The organism is Chryseobacterium aahli (assembly GCF_022699665.1).
Classification (GTDB): domain Bacteria; phylum Bacteroidota; class Bacteroidia; order Flavobacteriales; family Weeksellaceae; genus Chryseobacterium; species Chryseobacterium aahli.
Window position 1 is genome coordinate 24,699 of sequence record NZ_JALDNB010000003.1, and the last position, 16,656, is coordinate 41,354.

Annotated in this window: 12 protein-coding genes; 11 read left to right on the top strand and 1 reads right to left on the bottom strand. The window is 32.5% G+C overall.

Annotated features, from left to right (window positions below; all coding sequences use genetic code 11):
- Nucleotides 1–101 precede the first annotated feature (101 nt).
- A complete protein-coding gene (locus MQX03_RS06245; protein WP_242802140.1) occupies nt 102–1,415 on the top strand; it encodes a hypothetical protein in 1,314 nt (437 codons plus the stop codon).
- Between the two features lie 15 nt (nt 1,416–1,430).
- Complete coding sequence (locus MQX03_RS06250; protein ID WP_242802141.1) at nt 1,431–2,627, top strand: efflux RND transporter periplasmic adaptor subunit; 1,197 nt, start codon at nt 1,431–1,433, stop codon at nt 2,625–2,627.
- 106 nt (nt 2,628–2,733) lie between these two features.
- Here MQX03_RS06250 and MQX03_RS06255 read toward each other — a convergent pair whose 3' ends face one another.
- Nucleotides 2,734–3,027 carry a hypothetical protein gene (locus MQX03_RS06255; RefSeq protein WP_242802142.1) on the bottom strand — a complete coding sequence of 98 codons (294 nt, stop codon included), beginning with the start codon at nt 3,025–3,027 and terminating at the stop codon, nt 2,734–2,736.
- Nucleotides 3,028–3,309: 282 nt separating this feature from the next.
- On the opposite strand from MQX03_RS06255, the gene glyA reads away from it, so the two are divergent.
- The 9 genes from glyA (at nt 3,310) to MQX03_RS06300 (ending at nt 16,656) form a co-directional block, all read left to right on the top strand.
- Nucleotides 3,310–4,575 carry a serine hydroxymethyltransferase gene (glyA, locus tag MQX03_RS06260; protein ID WP_242802143.1) on the top strand — a complete coding sequence of 422 codons (1,266 nt, stop codon included), beginning with the start codon at nt 3,310–3,312 and terminating at the stop codon, nt 4,573–4,575.
- 109 nt (nt 4,576–4,684) lie between these two features.
- Complete coding sequence (locus MQX03_RS06265) at nt 4,685–5,152, top strand: regulatory protein RecX (RefSeq protein ID WP_242802144.1); 468 nt, start codon at nt 4,685–4,687, stop codon at nt 5,150–5,152.
- A 344-nt stretch (nt 5,153–5,496) separates the two neighbouring features.
- Nucleotides 5,497–8,319: a T9SS type B sorting domain-containing protein gene (locus tag MQX03_RS06270; protein ID WP_242802145.1), complete on the top strand. Its 2,823-nt coding sequence runs from the start codon at nt 5,497–5,499 to the stop codon at nt 8,317–8,319.
- 151 nt (nt 8,320–8,470) lie between these two features.
- Nucleotides 8,471–8,722 (top strand): regulatory protein RecX, encoded by a 252-nt coding sequence (locus MQX03_RS06275; RefSeq protein ID WP_242802146.1) that lies wholly within the window; start codon nt 8,471–8,473, stop codon nt 8,720–8,722.
- A 146-nt stretch (nt 8,723–8,868) separates the two neighbouring features.
- Entirely contained in the window at nt 8,869–9,963 is a 1,095-nt protein-coding gene (locus MQX03_RS06280; protein WP_242802583.1) for a DegT/DnrJ/EryC1/StrS family aminotransferase, read from the top strand.
- A gap of 103 nt (nt 9,964–10,066) precedes the next feature.
- Complete coding sequence (locus tag MQX03_RS06285; RefSeq protein WP_242802147.1) at nt 10,067–11,995, top strand: polysaccharide biosynthesis protein; 1,929 nt, start codon at nt 10,067–10,069, stop codon at nt 11,993–11,995.
- Nucleotides 11,996–12,118: 123 nt separating this feature from the next.
- Nucleotides 12,119–12,850 carry a polysaccharide biosynthesis/export family protein gene (locus tag MQX03_RS06290; protein ID WP_242802148.1) on the top strand — a complete coding sequence of 244 codons (732 nt, stop codon included), beginning with the start codon at nt 12,119–12,121 and terminating at the stop codon, nt 12,848–12,850.
- Nucleotides 12,851–12,898: 48 nt separating this feature from the next.
- The gene (locus tag MQX03_RS06295) at nt 12,899–14,194 is read left to right on the top strand and encodes a nucleotide sugar dehydrogenase (RefSeq protein WP_242802584.1); all 1,296 of its coding nucleotides are present in this window, start codon (nt 12,899–12,901) and stop codon (nt 14,192–14,194) included.
- 83 nt (nt 14,195–14,277) lie between these two features.
- On the top strand, nt 14,278–16,656 hold the full coding sequence (locus MQX03_RS06300) for a GumC family protein (protein WP_242802149.1): 2,379 nt from the start codon (nt 14,278–14,280) through the stop codon (nt 16,654–16,656).

Consider the following 16,656-nt stretch of genomic DNA (forward strand, 5'->3'; position numbering starts at 1 on the left):
CTTTTTTAATTCTGATTATTTGTTGCTTTAGTATTGCTAATGCACAGAAAAGCGATTTTTTTATTTTCAAGGAAAGTGAAGTTTACAGTCTCTTCAATTTTATGGAGACAGCTGCCAAGAAACAAGGGACTTCATCGAATTATAGACAATATATTGAGTCAAAATTATCTAATGATAAAGATTTCCAAAAGCTTATCAATGATTTTAAATCTCTTGATTTTAATGAAGGAATTGTAAGGCAGGATTATCCGAAAGGAAGAAATTACAGAAAAAGTTATTTGACGTTATTGATTGTTCAATCTTTAAAGTCCAAGGATTTAAATGATTTTAATGAAAGAATTACTGGAATTCTCCCTGTGAATGAACAGATGAGAATGTTTGATGTTTTAAAAAATGCACAGCCTTATTTCCGGAAATATATTTGGAATGACAGCGAATTAAAGATAAAAAAACAGGTTGCAGCGTTGAAGAAATATCAGGATTTAAGTTCTCAGATGTTTTTGAAGTTTAATAAATTTTATAAATCTTCTTGGGATCAGCAAATACCATTTTATGTAACTTTATATCCTATTCCCGGAAAAGATGGGAATACAGTTTCTACACCTCATGGAAATGCTCTGTGTATAGGAACTTTGACGGATGGTAATGATATTGAAGGAACTTTGAGCGTAACGATGCACGAAATGTGTCATATACTTTATCAGGAGCAGAGTCGTGAAGTGCAGGTTGAGCAGGAGAAGTATTTTAATGAAAATCCTTCAAAATATTCAAAACTTGCCTATTCTTATTTTAATGAAGCGGTTGCAACAGCTTTAGGAAATGGTTATGCATGGAAAGTTCTAAAGAAGGGAGCTTTAGATAAAGGTGAGTGGTATAATAATCCTACCATCAATCTCTTCGCAAAAGCCATTTATCCGATGACGGAAAAATATCTTGAAAAAAATAAATCTATTGATAAAGATTTTATAGATCATTCTATAAAAATGTTTGGTGAAACTTTTCCGGATTCCATTTATGAATATGCTCAAAATTTTAATACGATTAATATCTATACGGATGATATTGATGGGAATTATATTTTCGACAGTTTCTTTGAATATTTTGATGCAAACAATGTTGGCATAAGCAGCCCAATGAAAAATATTTCGCAAAGTCCGAAACTTTTAGAAGATAACTCGTCTTTTATAATAATTTTAGATAAACTGCAGAAAGAATATCTGGAAGAATTGAAAACGGTTTTTCCTGAAATTAGAAATATTAATTATGATCAGTCCACGCAAAATATCAGTTTTCTGGATGCAAAAAACAGAATGATTGTAATGCTTTTCATTAATAAAAAAGAAGATTTGAAAGCAGCTATAGAAAAACTTTCAAAACACAAGAAAATAGAAAAAAATAAACGTATTCAATATTAAAAATAAACTATACATATGAAAAAGAAGTTCACCTGGAAAAAAGCAATCTATATCGTCTTGGGACTTTTATTGGCATGGGCATTATTTGCAGGAATCAGTTATCTTGTAAAATCAAATTCTAAAGAAAGTGAGGCATTCCTTACCAGAAAACCGACCGTTCAGAATATGGATGACAAAGTGATGGCGACAGGAAAAATTATTCCAAAAGAAGAAATTGAGATTAAACCGAATATTGCCGGAATTATCGATAAAATCTTGGTTGATGAAGGTGACAGAGTAGAAGCCGGACAATTGATTGCGACTGTGAAAATCATCCCGAACATCGCTGAGGTCAACAATGCGCAACAGGAAGTTATGAATTCTCAACTTCAGATCAGCAATGCGAAAATGAATGTTGATAATATGCAGAAACAGTTTGCAATGCAGCAAAAACTATTCAGCCAGGGTGTAATTTCAAAACAGGAATATCTGAATTCTCAACAACAATTATATTCAATGCAGCAAAGTGTGAAGAATGCTAATCAGCAACTTCAGACTGCGCAAAAAAGATTACAGATTGTAAAAACGGGTGCAATTCCGGAATTGCAAGGTTTGGCGACGACTCAGATCCGTTCGAAAGCTGCAGGAACTGTTCTTGAAGTTCCGGTAAAAGTGGGAAGTCAGGTAATTGAAGCCAACTCTTTCAACGCAGGAACTACGATTTGCTCGATTGCAGATTTAAATTCTTTGATTTTTCAAGGTGAAATTGATGAAGCTCAGGCTGGAAAATTGAAGCAGGGAATGGATATGAATATCGTTATCGGTGCTTTGCAAAATAAATCTTTCCCGGGAAGACTGACGATGATCGCTCCAAAAGGAAAAGACAACAACGGAACGATAAAATTCCCTGTGGAAGGTGATGTTCATAATCCGAATAACGAATACATCAGAGCCGGATTTTCAGCAAATGGTGAAATCGTCATGAGTTCTCAGAAAAATGCTTTGTTATTGGATGAATCTTTGGTGCAGTATGAAAAAAGCAATGGTAAAGACAAAGCTTTTGTTGAAGTAAAGCAGCCGGACGGAAAATTCAAAAAAGTGTATGTGAAATTAGGCGCAAGTGACGGTATCAATGTACAGATTCTTTCAGGAATTGATAAAAACGCAAATGTAAAAGTCTGGAATCCTTCTGATAAAGATAAAGAAGAATTAAAAGAAAAAGCGAAGAAGTAATCGCAAGCCATAGATAAAAAAGTCCCGGATTTCCGGGACTTTTTGTTTTACTATTCTTTAACCTAAAAGGTTTAAATTTAAATTTTAATAAAAAATTGACGTTAAATTAACTTAAAAATTTAATTTCTTTATCTTTAAATTTATTTTTTATCACCAATTTATTCATTGTTTTCAACATTTGTCGGCGAAGTTTGGCTAATTTTCTTATGTTTTTATCTTCGCTGTAATCAAAAATATTATCCTTGAAACTAAATGTGTCACCATCTTTGAACGTGATATTGTTTTTCTTCAATTCCCTCTGTATCATAAGATTGGTCATGCTTTTAAGGATTAAATATTCAGATTTACCAAGAGATTTTAAAGAAGTAAGCAATTGTTTTTTGTATTTTTTCTTTCCCATAATTCAGACTATTTTTTCCTTTTTAAGATTTGTTCAAATATATATTTTTCTTAACAAACTTTTTTAAAATTAGTCAAAATTTATTCCTCAAATTCTATAAAATGTAATCTTAACGAATTTTATGAAATTTCCTTTATCAAGCTTTAATAAAAGAAAATTTAAACAAATTTCTATAAAAATGCTGAATGATTAATCAATTGTAAATTAATGGACTGATTGATAACAAATAATTCTCTAAAATTCCGTAATTTTGGCATTCAAAATCTAAAAATCTAAAAGTAAATGGACATTATTTTTGACCTTATCGAAAAAGAAAGAGAAAGACAATCCCACGGATTAGAACTTATTGCTTCAGAAAACTTTGTTTCTGAAAATGTAATGAAAGCAATGGGAAGTGTACTTACAAACAAATATGCAGAAGGATATCCCGGAAAAAGATATTACGGAGGTTGTGAAGTAGTAGATGAGGTTGAAACTTTGGCAATCAACAGAGCTAAAGAACTTTTCGGAGTAGATTATGTAAATGTTCAGCCGCATTCTGGTTCTCAGGCGAATGCTGCGATTTATTTGGCAGTTTTGAAACCGGGAGACAAAATCATGGGAATGGATCTTTCTATGGGAGGTCACCTTACTCACGGTTCTGCAGTGAATTTCTCAGGAATTCAGTACGATGTAGTTTCCTACGGTGTTCAGCAGGAGACCGGTTTGATTGATTACGACCAAATGAGAGAAGTGGCGTTAAGAGAAAGACCAAAAATGTTAATTGCAGGTTTCTCAGCTTATTCAAGAGATTTAGATTATGCAAAATTCAGAGAGGTTGCAGACGAAATAGGTGCAACACTTTGGGCTGATATTGCACACCCTGCAGGTCTAGTTGCAAAAGGTTTGTTAAATAATCCATTCGAGCATTGCCATGTTGTAACAACAACAACTCACAAGACCCTTAGAGGTCCAAGAGGTGGAATGATCATGATGGGTAAAGATTTTGAAAATACTTACGGTCACAAAACACCAAAAGGAGAAATTAAGCAGATGAGTCAGGTTCTTGATGGAGCTGTTTTCCCGGGAATCCAGGGAGGTCCATTGGAGCATGTAATTGCCGGTAAAGCTGTTGCATTTGCTGAAGCAATCGATGATCAGTTTTTAACGTACGCAAAACAAGTACAGTCTAATGCTAAGGCTTTATCAAAGGCAATGGTAGATTTAGGTTTTGATATTGTAAGCGGCGGTACAGATAACCACTTGATGTTGGTAGATCTTAGAAACAAAGGTGTAAACGGAAAAGAAACTGAGAAAGCTTTGGTAAAAGCAGATATTACTTGTAATAAAAACATGGTTCCTTTTGATGATAAATCTCCGTTCACAACTTCTGGAATCAGATTAGGAACTGCGGCTATTACAACAAGAGGTCTTAAAGAAAATGATATGGAAACTATTGCAGGATTGATTTCTGAAGTAGTAGACAATATCAAAAACGAAGAATTAATTTCTGAAGTTAGAAAAAAAGTAAATGGATTGATGGAAGGTAAAGCTTTATTCAATTACTAACCAACTATTGGCTTTTTAGCTTTAAATAAATCAAATAATATAAAGAGGTGCAAATTATTTTGTGCCTCTTTTTAATAAGTCGTAATTTTTAATTACTCATGATCTAAATATGCAGTCGGAAAAAAAACTTTTCACCTTTGAAGAAACTAAACAAAAGCTAGTTAATTATTGTGTGTATCAGGATCGTTGTCATGCTGAGGTGGAGCAGAAGATGAGAGAATTTGTGTTGATTCCAGACGCAAAAGAGGAAATTCTTTTGTATTTAATGAAAGAAAATTATCTGAATGAAGAACGTTTTACAAGAAGTTATATTCGAGGAAAATTCTACATTAAAAGTTGGGGCAAAACTAAAATCAAGATGTATCTCAAGCAAAAAGGGATTACGGAAAAGTTGATTGTCAAAAGCTTTGATGAAATTGACGAGGATGATTACGTGAAAACAATACAAAGATTATACGAAAATTACGAATCAAAACTGAAAGGATTACAAGCGTATCAGAAGAAATCTAAAACCATAAAGTACCTTTTAAGCAGAGGTTTTGAATATGAGGTGATTTTGCAACTGACTGAAAATTAATACAATTGTGATTTTAAATCTTTATTGAGTTTTTTCGGAATGAAATGTGAATTTTGAACTAGAAATGTTCCTGTTAGAATGAATGAAAACATTTATAGAGCGGTCTAGAATATATATTATTGGGAGTTTTTTATTGTAAAAGAAAATTTGCTATAATATACAACTGTAATTACTTTTTGATATTATAAATTATTAGTGAATAATAATAAGATACAGATGAAAATGAATAGAATTAATATTATGAATATGTTATTTTAATATTTTTTATGATTATTTTAGGAAATAAAAAGAGAAATTTGTATATTTAAGACGAGATAGCTGATATTAAATGAAAATGATTAAATATGAAAAAGCTTTTATTTTTTTTACTCCCTGTTTTTTTGTTTAGTAATTTTCTTTACGCTCAGCGAGACACTGATCATTGGTTTGCACCATACTATGATAGTTCTTCTACTAATTATGTTCACGCTTTATACCTCTCTACCGATTCTGTTATACCTTTCCAGGTTCGTGTTTATAATAATAATATTCAAATAGGAACAGTAACAATAAGTAAAGGCAGCCCGCAGATTTTCAATGTTCCGACTGCTTTGATAAAAGCTAATTTAGTAAATAATGCAGCTCAGGTTAGGACTTTGGGTCTATATACAAACGGTAATTTACCTTATTTCGCTACACTCAGAATTTACAGTCCGAACCATGGAGAAGTGGTAACGTCAAAAGGTAGAGCTGGTCTTGGTCGATTTTTCTATAATGTTTCTGCTCCTATGACCTACACGAATAGTACATTGAATTTTACGACAGGTTTTTTGGCTATAGAAGATGATACTACTGTCACAGTTTCAGATTTTGATAATGGTGTTCAGTTTATTAATGTCACTGGTTCTCCTTCTACGATAACGTTTACATTAAACAAGGGACAATCATATATTCTTGCAGGGCAATCGGTGGTACCGGAAAACAGATCCGGATTTATAGGGGCGAAAATTGTTTCAGATAAGCCCATTTCTGTAACAAATGGGAATGCTAATGGTTTCTATGCCACTACAAACACCCCACTTGGTTCCGATCTAATATTAGATCAGTCTGTTCCAAGTACACGGTTAGGCTCTGAATTTACAATCGTTAAAAGTTTGTCAACCAGTCTTAACAATATGGAGGGTGGGATTATTGTGGCTACTGAAGATAATACACAAATATTTTTGAATAATAATCCGACATCGGTTGCAACTATTAATGAGGGTGGATTTTATCGGGTTTTAACTTCTTCTTTCGTTAATCAAGGACAGGGGCATTTTAATCTGTATGTAAAAACATCTAAAAATGTATATTTCTATCAGCTAGTTGGTGCGTCAGGAAATACAAATTATACTGGAGGTTTCAACTATATTCCGCCACTCAATTGCTATCTCCCAAAAACGATTGATGAAATTGGTTTTGTTAATCAAATGCCAACCTATACCGGTAATATTAATTTAAAACTTAATATTATAACAGAAACAGGTGCTGCTGTTACAGTAAATGGCATAACACCAACGGCTGCTCAGGGGCCATATCCTGTAACAGGTACCAATCAATGGGTAACCTATTCAATTCAGGGAATTTCCGGTAATTTAACTATTAATTCTAACCGTGCTGTTACAGCAGGGATAAATGGTGGTTACCTAACTGCCGGCTATGGTGGCTATTTTGCGGGTTTTTCATCTTTACCGGCGATTACCAGGTTAACGGGTGACTGTATTCCCGGAATAGTTCTTCGTACTGAGGCTATTTATAATACTTATCAATGGTATTTAAATGGTAACTTAATTCCTGGAGCGACGAATAGTACTTATACGCCTTTACTGGCAGGCGTTTATAGTTTAATGGTAAGTGCCGGGGGCTGTGCTCCGATTATGACTGCGAATTATAAAGTGTATACTTGTCTCTATGAAACAGCACAGACTACTACTATGTGCGAAAGTTCACTTATGATAACACCTCAATTTTCGACCTCGCAGCAAGCAGTTTTAAATTCTTCAGTCCATATTATTACACAACCCATAAACGGTACGGCAGTAGTAAACCCTGCAACCGGAGTAATAACCTATACTCCAAATACAGGCTTTTTAGGTACAGATACTATTTCCTATCAGTTTTGTGGTAATGTTCAGGATTTTCAGGATTGTGAATTGATTACCCATACAATCAATGTAATACCAATTCCCGTAGTCAATAATGCTGTTTTGCGTGCCTGTGCAATTGAAACCAATCCATCAACCGGTTTATTTGATCTTACTACAGCACCGGTTAATGCTCAGCCAGGTGTCGTGAAAACCTACTTTACATCATATAATAATGCGGTTAACAATACAAATCCTATTTCTGCTCTCTCAGCATCCGCATACACGTCAGGCAATGCAACAATTTTTGTAAGGGTAGGGTATCCCGGAGGTTGTTTTAAAATCGCTGAAATACAACTGTTTATTATTCCTTTGGTTTATTCGCAAACGTTATTAGATCAAACCATTTGTCAAGGAGCTACCACAACGCTGGACGCAGGTGTCGGTTTTGATTCTTATCAATGGAGTACTGGGGCAACAACCTCTTCTATCACTGGGGTTGGAGTAGGAACTTATTGGGTGAAACTGACAAAAGGACAGTGTATTGTTCAGCAATATGTCAATGTACTTGCAGCTTCACCACCAGAAATAAGCAATGTGGAAATAAAATCCAATGGTTTTACAGTTACGGTGACTGGAGGGAATCCTCCGTATGAATATTCTATAGACGGATTCAATTGGAGTACTTCCAATGTTTTTACCAATGTGATGCGTGGAGATGTTACAATATATGTACGAGATAAATACCGCTGTATCCCGGTAAAGTTTGAATTTTTTCTTCCAAATATTGTGAACGCTATTACTCCCAATGGTGATGGGCATAATGATATCTTAAATTATGCAGGATTAAGTACCTACCCTAACTTTAGATTTGAAGTCTTTAACAGATATGGTGCTGTGGTTTTTTTAGGAAGTAAAAATAATAATTATACTTGGGACGGAACAATAAATAATAATATTAAACTTCCAACCGGAACCTATTGGTATAAATTAAGCTGGAGCGATCCCAAAAGCAGAGTTCTGATAAACCATATAGGGTGGATACTGCTTAAAAATCGGGAATAAATGATGATTTGTAATTATGAAAATCAGGTCTTTCCTTTTATAAGTAATTATGTCTAAAATATTGTTTCTATTTTAAACTGACGATTTCAAAGACTGAAATTAAGGACTGTTTATATTTTTTTTGTGTAGTATTTTGATTTTCAGTGAGTTCATGATTCCAGAGGCAAAAAAGGAGATTCTTTTGTATTTAATGAAAGAAAATTATCTGAATGAGAAACGTTTTACAAGAAGCTATATTTGTGGTAAGTTTTACATAAAATATTTGGGAAAAACCAAAATCAAAATGCATCTCAAACAAAAAGGGATTACGGAAAAGTTGATTACTAAAAACTTTGATGAAATTGATGAGGATGATTACGTGAAACAATACAAAGATTATACGAAAATTACGAATCAAAACTGAAAGGATTGCAAGCGTATCGGAAGAAATCTAAACCATAAGTGCCTTTTAAGTAGATGTTTTGAATATGATAAAATAAATGATACATTTGATAAATTATAAAATACAAATTTTTGAATAACAATAAAATTTGGCTTTCACCACCCAATATGGGGGGAAGTGAGCTAAAATATATACAAAACGCATTAGATTCAAATTGGGTTTCTCAATATGGCTCAAATATAGATGAATTTGAAAAGAGTTTGGAGCAATATTTTGGGGAGAATTCTCATGTTTCTGCTTTATCTTCAGGAACTGCCGCTATTCATCTGGGGCTGAAAATTCTCAACGTTGAAGAAGGTGATTTTGTGATTTGTCAATCTTTCACTTTTGTAGCCTCTGCCAATCCTATTTTATATTTAAAAGCAATTCCGGTATTTGTTGATAGCGAAAAAGACACTTGGAATATATGTCCGAGTGCATTGGAAGATGCAATCAAATTTTGTTTAAGTAAAGGGAAAAAGCCGAAAGCCATTATTGCCGTTTCGTCATATGGAATGCCTTTTAAGGTTGACGAAATCTTGGCTTTGTCAAAAAAATATGAAATTCCGGTTTTGGAAGACAGTGCAGAGGCATTAGGAAGTAAATATAAAAATAAACCGTGCGGAACTTTTGGGGATTTGTCGGTCATTAGTTTTAATGGAAACAAAATTATAACCACTTCGGGTGGCGGAATATTAATCTCAAAAACTCAATCTGAGAAAGACAAAATTTTGTTTTTGGCGACTCAATCAAAAGATAAAGCAGATTATTACAGCCATTCTGAAATAGGATATAATTATAAAATGAGTAACATCTCTGCTGGCATTGGTAGAGGGCAGATGGAAGTTTTGGAGGAGAGAATAAAGCAAAAAAGAGAAAATCACGACTTTTATAAGAATTTAATAGAAAATTTAGAAGGTATTACTCTTTTTTCAGCACCAAACGAAGATTTCTTTTCTAATTTTTGGTTAAACACCATTACAATAGAAAATAGTAAGTTTTCACCCGAAATAGCTAAAAAGTATTTTGCAGAAGTAAATATTGAAACAAGATACCTTTGGAAGCCCATGCATCTTCAGCCTTTGTATGAGAAATATCATTTTTTCGGGAATAATTTCTGTGGTAAGCTTTTCGATAGAGGACTGTGCTTGCCTTCAGGCACTTCACTTACAGACACTTGTAAAAATACTATAAGTGGGGCATTTAAAATTATGTCAAATTAATTTTAAAAGATAAAATTTTATCATACTTTTGTGCGATATTTCGAAGGGTAAATCGTGTCTTAGAAATACAAAGCACATATTATAAATATGAACAACAATATTAATGTTTAGTTCTGTAAGAAAGAAAATGTTTAGAGGAGATAATGTTGTTAATCTCTCAGATGTAAGGTATCTTCCTCGTTGGATTATACTGGGTATTGATATTCTAATCTTAATCATTTCATTATTTCTCTCGACCTATATTATAGAAAAAATATCTCCACGCGAATTCATTTATCATGAGGAGCAAACTGTTGTTTTCGGATTCATTATTTTAATCAATGTTTTATTTATGTATGTTTTCAAGACATACGCAGGAATTATAAGACATTCTACATTTATAGATTTATTTAAACTTTTGATGGCGAGTTTCTGTACATCGTTTGTTGTAGGAGCTTCCAATATTATTTTACTTTGGATCTCTGGAGAAAAATTTATCCTTACGCCTTACCTCATATTATACTTTATAACATCCTTTATGGGATTGTTTTTATTCAGATTATATGTTAAAGAATTTTTTCATATAGTTCGTGAATATAGAAGAAGTGCTTTGAAAAAAAGAATATTAGTTTTGGGCATTGATGAGCAATCTATTGCTATTGCAAGAGCTATTCTAGATAATCCAAGTTTACCTTACCAGGTAGTTGGTTTCCTTACACAACGTACAGATAGTAAGAGAGCATCTTTATTGGGTAAACCTATTTATGGTAAAAAGAGGATAGAAGAAAATACTAAAGATGATCTTATTATTGACGGCGTTCTAGTGGTGAAAGAAATGATGTCTAAAGATGAGATGAACTCTTGGGTAAATTTATTCTTAGAAAAAGATTTAAGAATTTATAAATCGCCATCTGTACAAAAATTGAGAGAAAGTGATTTGGGAGTTTCTATTAAAAACCTTCAAATAGAAGATCTTCTTAATAGAAGACCCATCAAGATTGAGAATGAAGAAGTAAGAGCAAGACATTTTAATAAAAATATATTGGTTACCGGTGGAGCCGGATCGATAGGTAGCGAAATTGTAAGACAAGTTGCACAGTTTAATCCCGCACTTATTGTTGTTTTGGATCAGGCTGAAACACCTTTGTACGATATAGAATTAGAATTAAAAGAAAAATTCCCTCAAGTCAGATTCAAATTTGTATTAGCAGATGTTTCAAATAAGTATCGTGTGGAACCCATATTTGAAATGTATAATTTTTCTATGGTTTATCATGCTGCTGCGTATAAGCATGTACCATTAGTTGAAGAAAATCCGCATGAAGCTATATTAGTAAATGTTTTGGGATCTAAAAATATCGCAACTTTATCAAGCAAGTATAAGGTCAACAGATTTGTTATGGTATCTACAGATAAAGCTGTAAATCCCACGAATGTGATGGGAGCATCAAAAAGAGCTGCTGAATTGCTGGTACAATCAATCCAAAATATAGATGGAAATACGACTAAATTTATCACCACAAGATTTGGAAATGTTTTGGGCTCCAATGGCTCTGTAATTCCTCACTTTAAAAGACAAATAGAGGCGGGAGGCCCGGTTACAATTACACATCCGGATATTGTAAGATACTTTATGACAATTCCTGAAGCCTGTGAGTTGGTGCTTCAAGCGGGAACGATGGGGAAAGGCGGTGAAATTTTTGTTTTTGATATGGGAGATCCTGTCAAAATACTCGATTTGGCGCAGAGAATGATAAAGCTGTCAGGTTTTGAACCTCATGTAGATATTAAAATAATCTATACAGGTTTACGACCTGGTGAGAAGCTTTATGAAGAGTTACTTAGTGACGACGCAAAAACACTTCCGACACATAATGAAAAAATTATGATTTCCAAAGATCCAAAATTGGAATATTCGGAAATAGATTCCTTAGTTAATTTAATTACAAAAGCATCTATTAAAAGAGATAAAACTGAAATCGTAAAAATTCTAAAAGTTATAGTTCCCGAATTTAAGAGTAATAATTCCATCTATGAAATTTTAGATAATTAAAAAAAAGATAAGTGTATATTTACACAATTTTAAAACATGAAAAATAAATTGTTAATTATATTTTCCGCTGTAATAATCGTTTCTTGCAAAACAAATCCTAATGCGAAAAATGATTTAAATTATATGCAAAACATTGAACAGGTAGCCGTGGAAAACTCAATGAGAAATTCTAGTTCAACTATTCAGCCTAGTGATCAGTTAGTGATTCTTATAACTGCCAAAGATATGGATGTTGTAAAACCATTTAATCAGAATTATTCTTCTTCAGAAATGATTCAGACAAATGCAATGGCAGGCGGAAATACTCCAAATCAAGGTTTGACAACACTGCAAGGGCCTACTTATATTGTAGATACTAATGGGAATATAGATTTTCCAAATCTTGGTGTTTTAAACACGACAGGTAAAACTCTAACTGAATTTAAAGAAGAGCTGAGAGAGAAAATGTTAAAATATGTAATCAACCCTACAGTTAGCATGAGATTGGCAAATTTTAAAGTTACAGTTTTAGGAGAGGTAAACAGACAAGGTGATTATACAGTTGCAAATGGTCAAGCAACAATTTGGAATGCTTTGGGGATGGCAGGTGACCTTACGATGTATGGTAAAAGAAATGATGTATTGGTTGTTAGGACAGAAAATGGAGTAGTTTCTCATGGTAAAGTCAACTTACAAGATGCATCCCTTATCAACTCTCCTTATTATAATTTAAAGCAAGGTGATGCTATTATTGTATCTGCTAATAATTCTAAAGACATTCAAGCTAAACAGAATCCTAATACAAGCTTGTATTTAACTGCTGCATCAATTGCAATAACTGCGGCGGCTGTAGTGGTAACTTTAATTACTAAGTAAAAAGTAAATAATTAATAGTCATCAAAACAACCAATTCATAATTATTAAATAATGAAATCTTATAAAATAGCAATAATAGGGCAAGGATATGTAGGGCTTCCTCTTGCATTAGAATTTGCTAAATATTTTCCTGTTTTAGGCTATGATATCAATTCTGAGAGAACTGACCAGTTAAGTAATGGTGTAGATATAACGCTAGAAGCTGATATTGAAAAACTTAATACCCACCTTAATCTTTACAAAGAATCTGAGGGTAAATTTGGCTATAAGGCTAGTGCTGATTTAGAAGAAATATTAGAATCGAATATTTTCATTGTAACTGTACCTACACCTATAGACAAATATAATGCTCCGGATTTAAAGCCATTGCTATCTGCATCAAAAATGTTGGGAGGAATCTTAAAAAAAGGAGATATTGTTATTTACGAGTCTACTGTTTTCCCAGGATGTACAGAAGAAGATTGTGTACCTGTTTTGGAAAAATATTCTAATTTAAAATTCAATAAAGATTTTTTTGTAGGATATTCGCCCGAAAGAATTAATCCTGGAGATAAAATTAATACGTTAACCTCGGTAATGAAAGTAACATCAGGATCTACTCCTGAAGTTGCAAAAGAGGTTAATGAATTATATAAAAAGATAATCATCGCAGGAACTCACCTTGCACCGAGTATTAAAGTTGCGGAAGCATCAAAAGCGATAGAGAACGCACAAAGAGATGTTAACATTTCTTTTGTAAATGAATTGGCTTTAATATTTGATAGAATTGGTATTGATACTACAGACGTTTTGGAAGCGGCAGGTACAAAGTATAACTTTCTAAAATACAGACCAGGATTGGTAGGGGGGCATTGTATCTCTGTAGATCCTTATTACTTAGCACATAAGGCAGAACAATTGGGTTATCATCCTGATGTTATTTTATCTGGCCGTCGTGTAAATGATTCCATAGCAAAGTTTATAGCTTCAAAAGTTGTAAAATTACAAATAGCAAAAGGTGGAATTATTAAAAATTCTAAAGCCCTTATTTTGGGTGTTACTTTTAAAGAGAATTGTCCGGATATTAGAAATACAAAAGTTTTTGATATTTATAAAGAACTTATAGATTATGGGATTATTGTAGATGTTTACGATCCTTGGGCAATCAATGAAGAGGTAGAAAAAGAATATGGAATATGTCTATTAGATAACCTGAATACAAATACCAAATACGATTCTATAATTATTGCTGTTTCTCATAAGGAATTTCTTTCAATAGATTTAAAAGCTTTAAAAGATGTAAATACAGTTGTGTTCGATACAAAATCTTTTTTAGAAAGAAGTCAGGTAGATGCTAGGCTATAAAGTATTAAAAATTAACATACATTTCTTATATTGTGATAAACAATAATATACAGTTGCAAAACCATAAAACATTCTTATTTTAAATGAATAATTCAGCAGCAGACGAGTCAAGCACCGAAATCAATATTCAGGAACTTATCAAACCATATCTCAGAAATTGGATTTGGTTAGTAATTATTCCAATTTTAACTTTAATTTTAACATTTTTATATTTAAAAACAACAACACCTGTTTATAGTATTCAATCATCAGTATTAATAAAAGACGCAAAAAAAAGCTCGTCTGGAACAGGAGAATTTGGAGTGCTTCAAGACTTGTCAGGCCTAGGCGGGATGGGGACAAATAGTATTGAGAACGAGATTGAGGTATTAAAGTCTAAAAAGTTAATGTATGATGTCGTTAAAAATCTTGATATTCAGACATCTGTGTTTTCAAAATTTGGTTTTTCACAGAAGGAGTTATATAAAGATACATCTCCTATAATTGTTAAAGTTATCAAAGAAAAATCATTAGACAAATTACCTGAAAAACCAATATCTTTAACTATTTCTGGGAATAATATTACTTTGTTTTCAGATGAATTTCTTCATGAAATTAAAGGTGAATTTAACAAAACTATAAATCTTCCTTTTGCTAATATAATTATATTAAAAAACACAAAATTTAATAAACACAAAGCTGGAGAATTAAGAGAACTATCGTTTACCTTTTCCTCGTTGGAAAGTACTGTTAACAGTTTACAGAAAATGATGGGAATCAGTCTTGTAGACAAAGATGGGACAGTAATTGGATTATCACTAAACTATCCTAATGTTGATAAAGCAAAAGATATTGTCAATAATTTAGTGGCAGTTTACAATGAAGATGCTACAAAAGATAAAAATTCTGAATCTGGAAAGACAAAAGATTTTATTGATGAAAGAATTACTATTATTGCTAATGATTTGGGTGAAGTAGAAAATAAAAAAGAGTATTTTAAGACCAAAAATAATATAACAGATATAGAAGCAGAGGCTCAAATAAGTCTTGAAACTAATGCTAAAGCTCGAGCAAATCAGATAGAGGTTGATGCTCAGCTTGAGCTTACAAATGCACTTATCTCATTTATATCCAAGCAAAATAATGGAGAAGTATTGCCCTTGAGTGTTGGATTACAAAATTCAGATGCACTTAGTAACATATCTGTTTATAATCAATTGGTATTAGAAAGAAATAGACTTTTAGAAAATGCTACGCCACAAAACCCATTAGTTATAGATTTAAATAAACAAATAAGCTCGCTTAGATCTTCCGTAGCCCAAAGTTTAGACAAAAATAAATTGGGTCTGCAACTTACAAAAAACCAATATCTGGCTGAGCAAAATAATATGTCCTCCAGAATATCAAAAATACCATCACAGGAAAAGTTATTCAGAGATATTCAAAGACAACAACAAATAAAAGAGAGTCTTTATTTGTTATTATTACAAAAAAGAGAAGAAACTGCCATTGCTTTAGCTGTTACAGGAAACAAAGCAAGGATAGTGGATTATGCATACTCTTCTCCTAAACCAGTAGCTCCAAAAAAAATAATGTACTACATAGTAGCTTTGCTGATTGGTGGATTTATACCGATTGCCGTGATTTATCTAAAAGAGTTACTGAATGATAAAATTAAAAGTAAGCACGATTTAGAGAAACTCCTCATTGACAAACCTATTATTGGTGAAATACCTAGTTTAGTAAAGGGACATGATGAACTTATTAAAGTTAATGATCTGTCACCAATCGCAGAAGCATTTAGGATTTTAATTACTAATATGAATTTCTTACTTCCAAAAAAGAAAGAAGAGGCGAAAGTAGTTTTTGTAACTTCTAGTGTAAAAGGAGAAGGGAAGACATTTATTTCTGTAAATCTTGCACTTACTTTGGCGACACCTTCTAAGAAAGTTATAATTATTGGTTCCGATATTAGAAATCCACAATTGCAAAGATATAATCCAGCTAGAAAAGGATTATTAGGTCTTACAGAATACTTGTATGATAGTAAAGTAGATTTACCAGAAATTGTTCATATATCTACTTTTAACCCTTACTTAGATGTTATTTACTCCGGAGGTATACCACCTAATCCTACTGAGCTTCTTAGTAATGGAAGATATGAAAAATTAATTGAAGATCTTAAGTTTAAGTATGACTATGTTATTTTAGATACGGCTCCTTTAATGTTGGTTACAGATAGTTTCCTATTTGCTGATAAAGCAGATGCTACCTTATATGTAACAAGATCTAGATATACAGAAAAAACCCTTATAGATTTTGCAAATAGTAGTGTAAATAGTGGTAAAATAAAAAATGTAGGATTTGTTTTGAATGACGTGTCCAAAGACGATTTTGGCTATGGTAATAAATATGGTTATGGTTATGGAGAAACTGAAAAGAATTGGTTCGAAAGATTAAAAGATAAATTTAAAATGTCATAA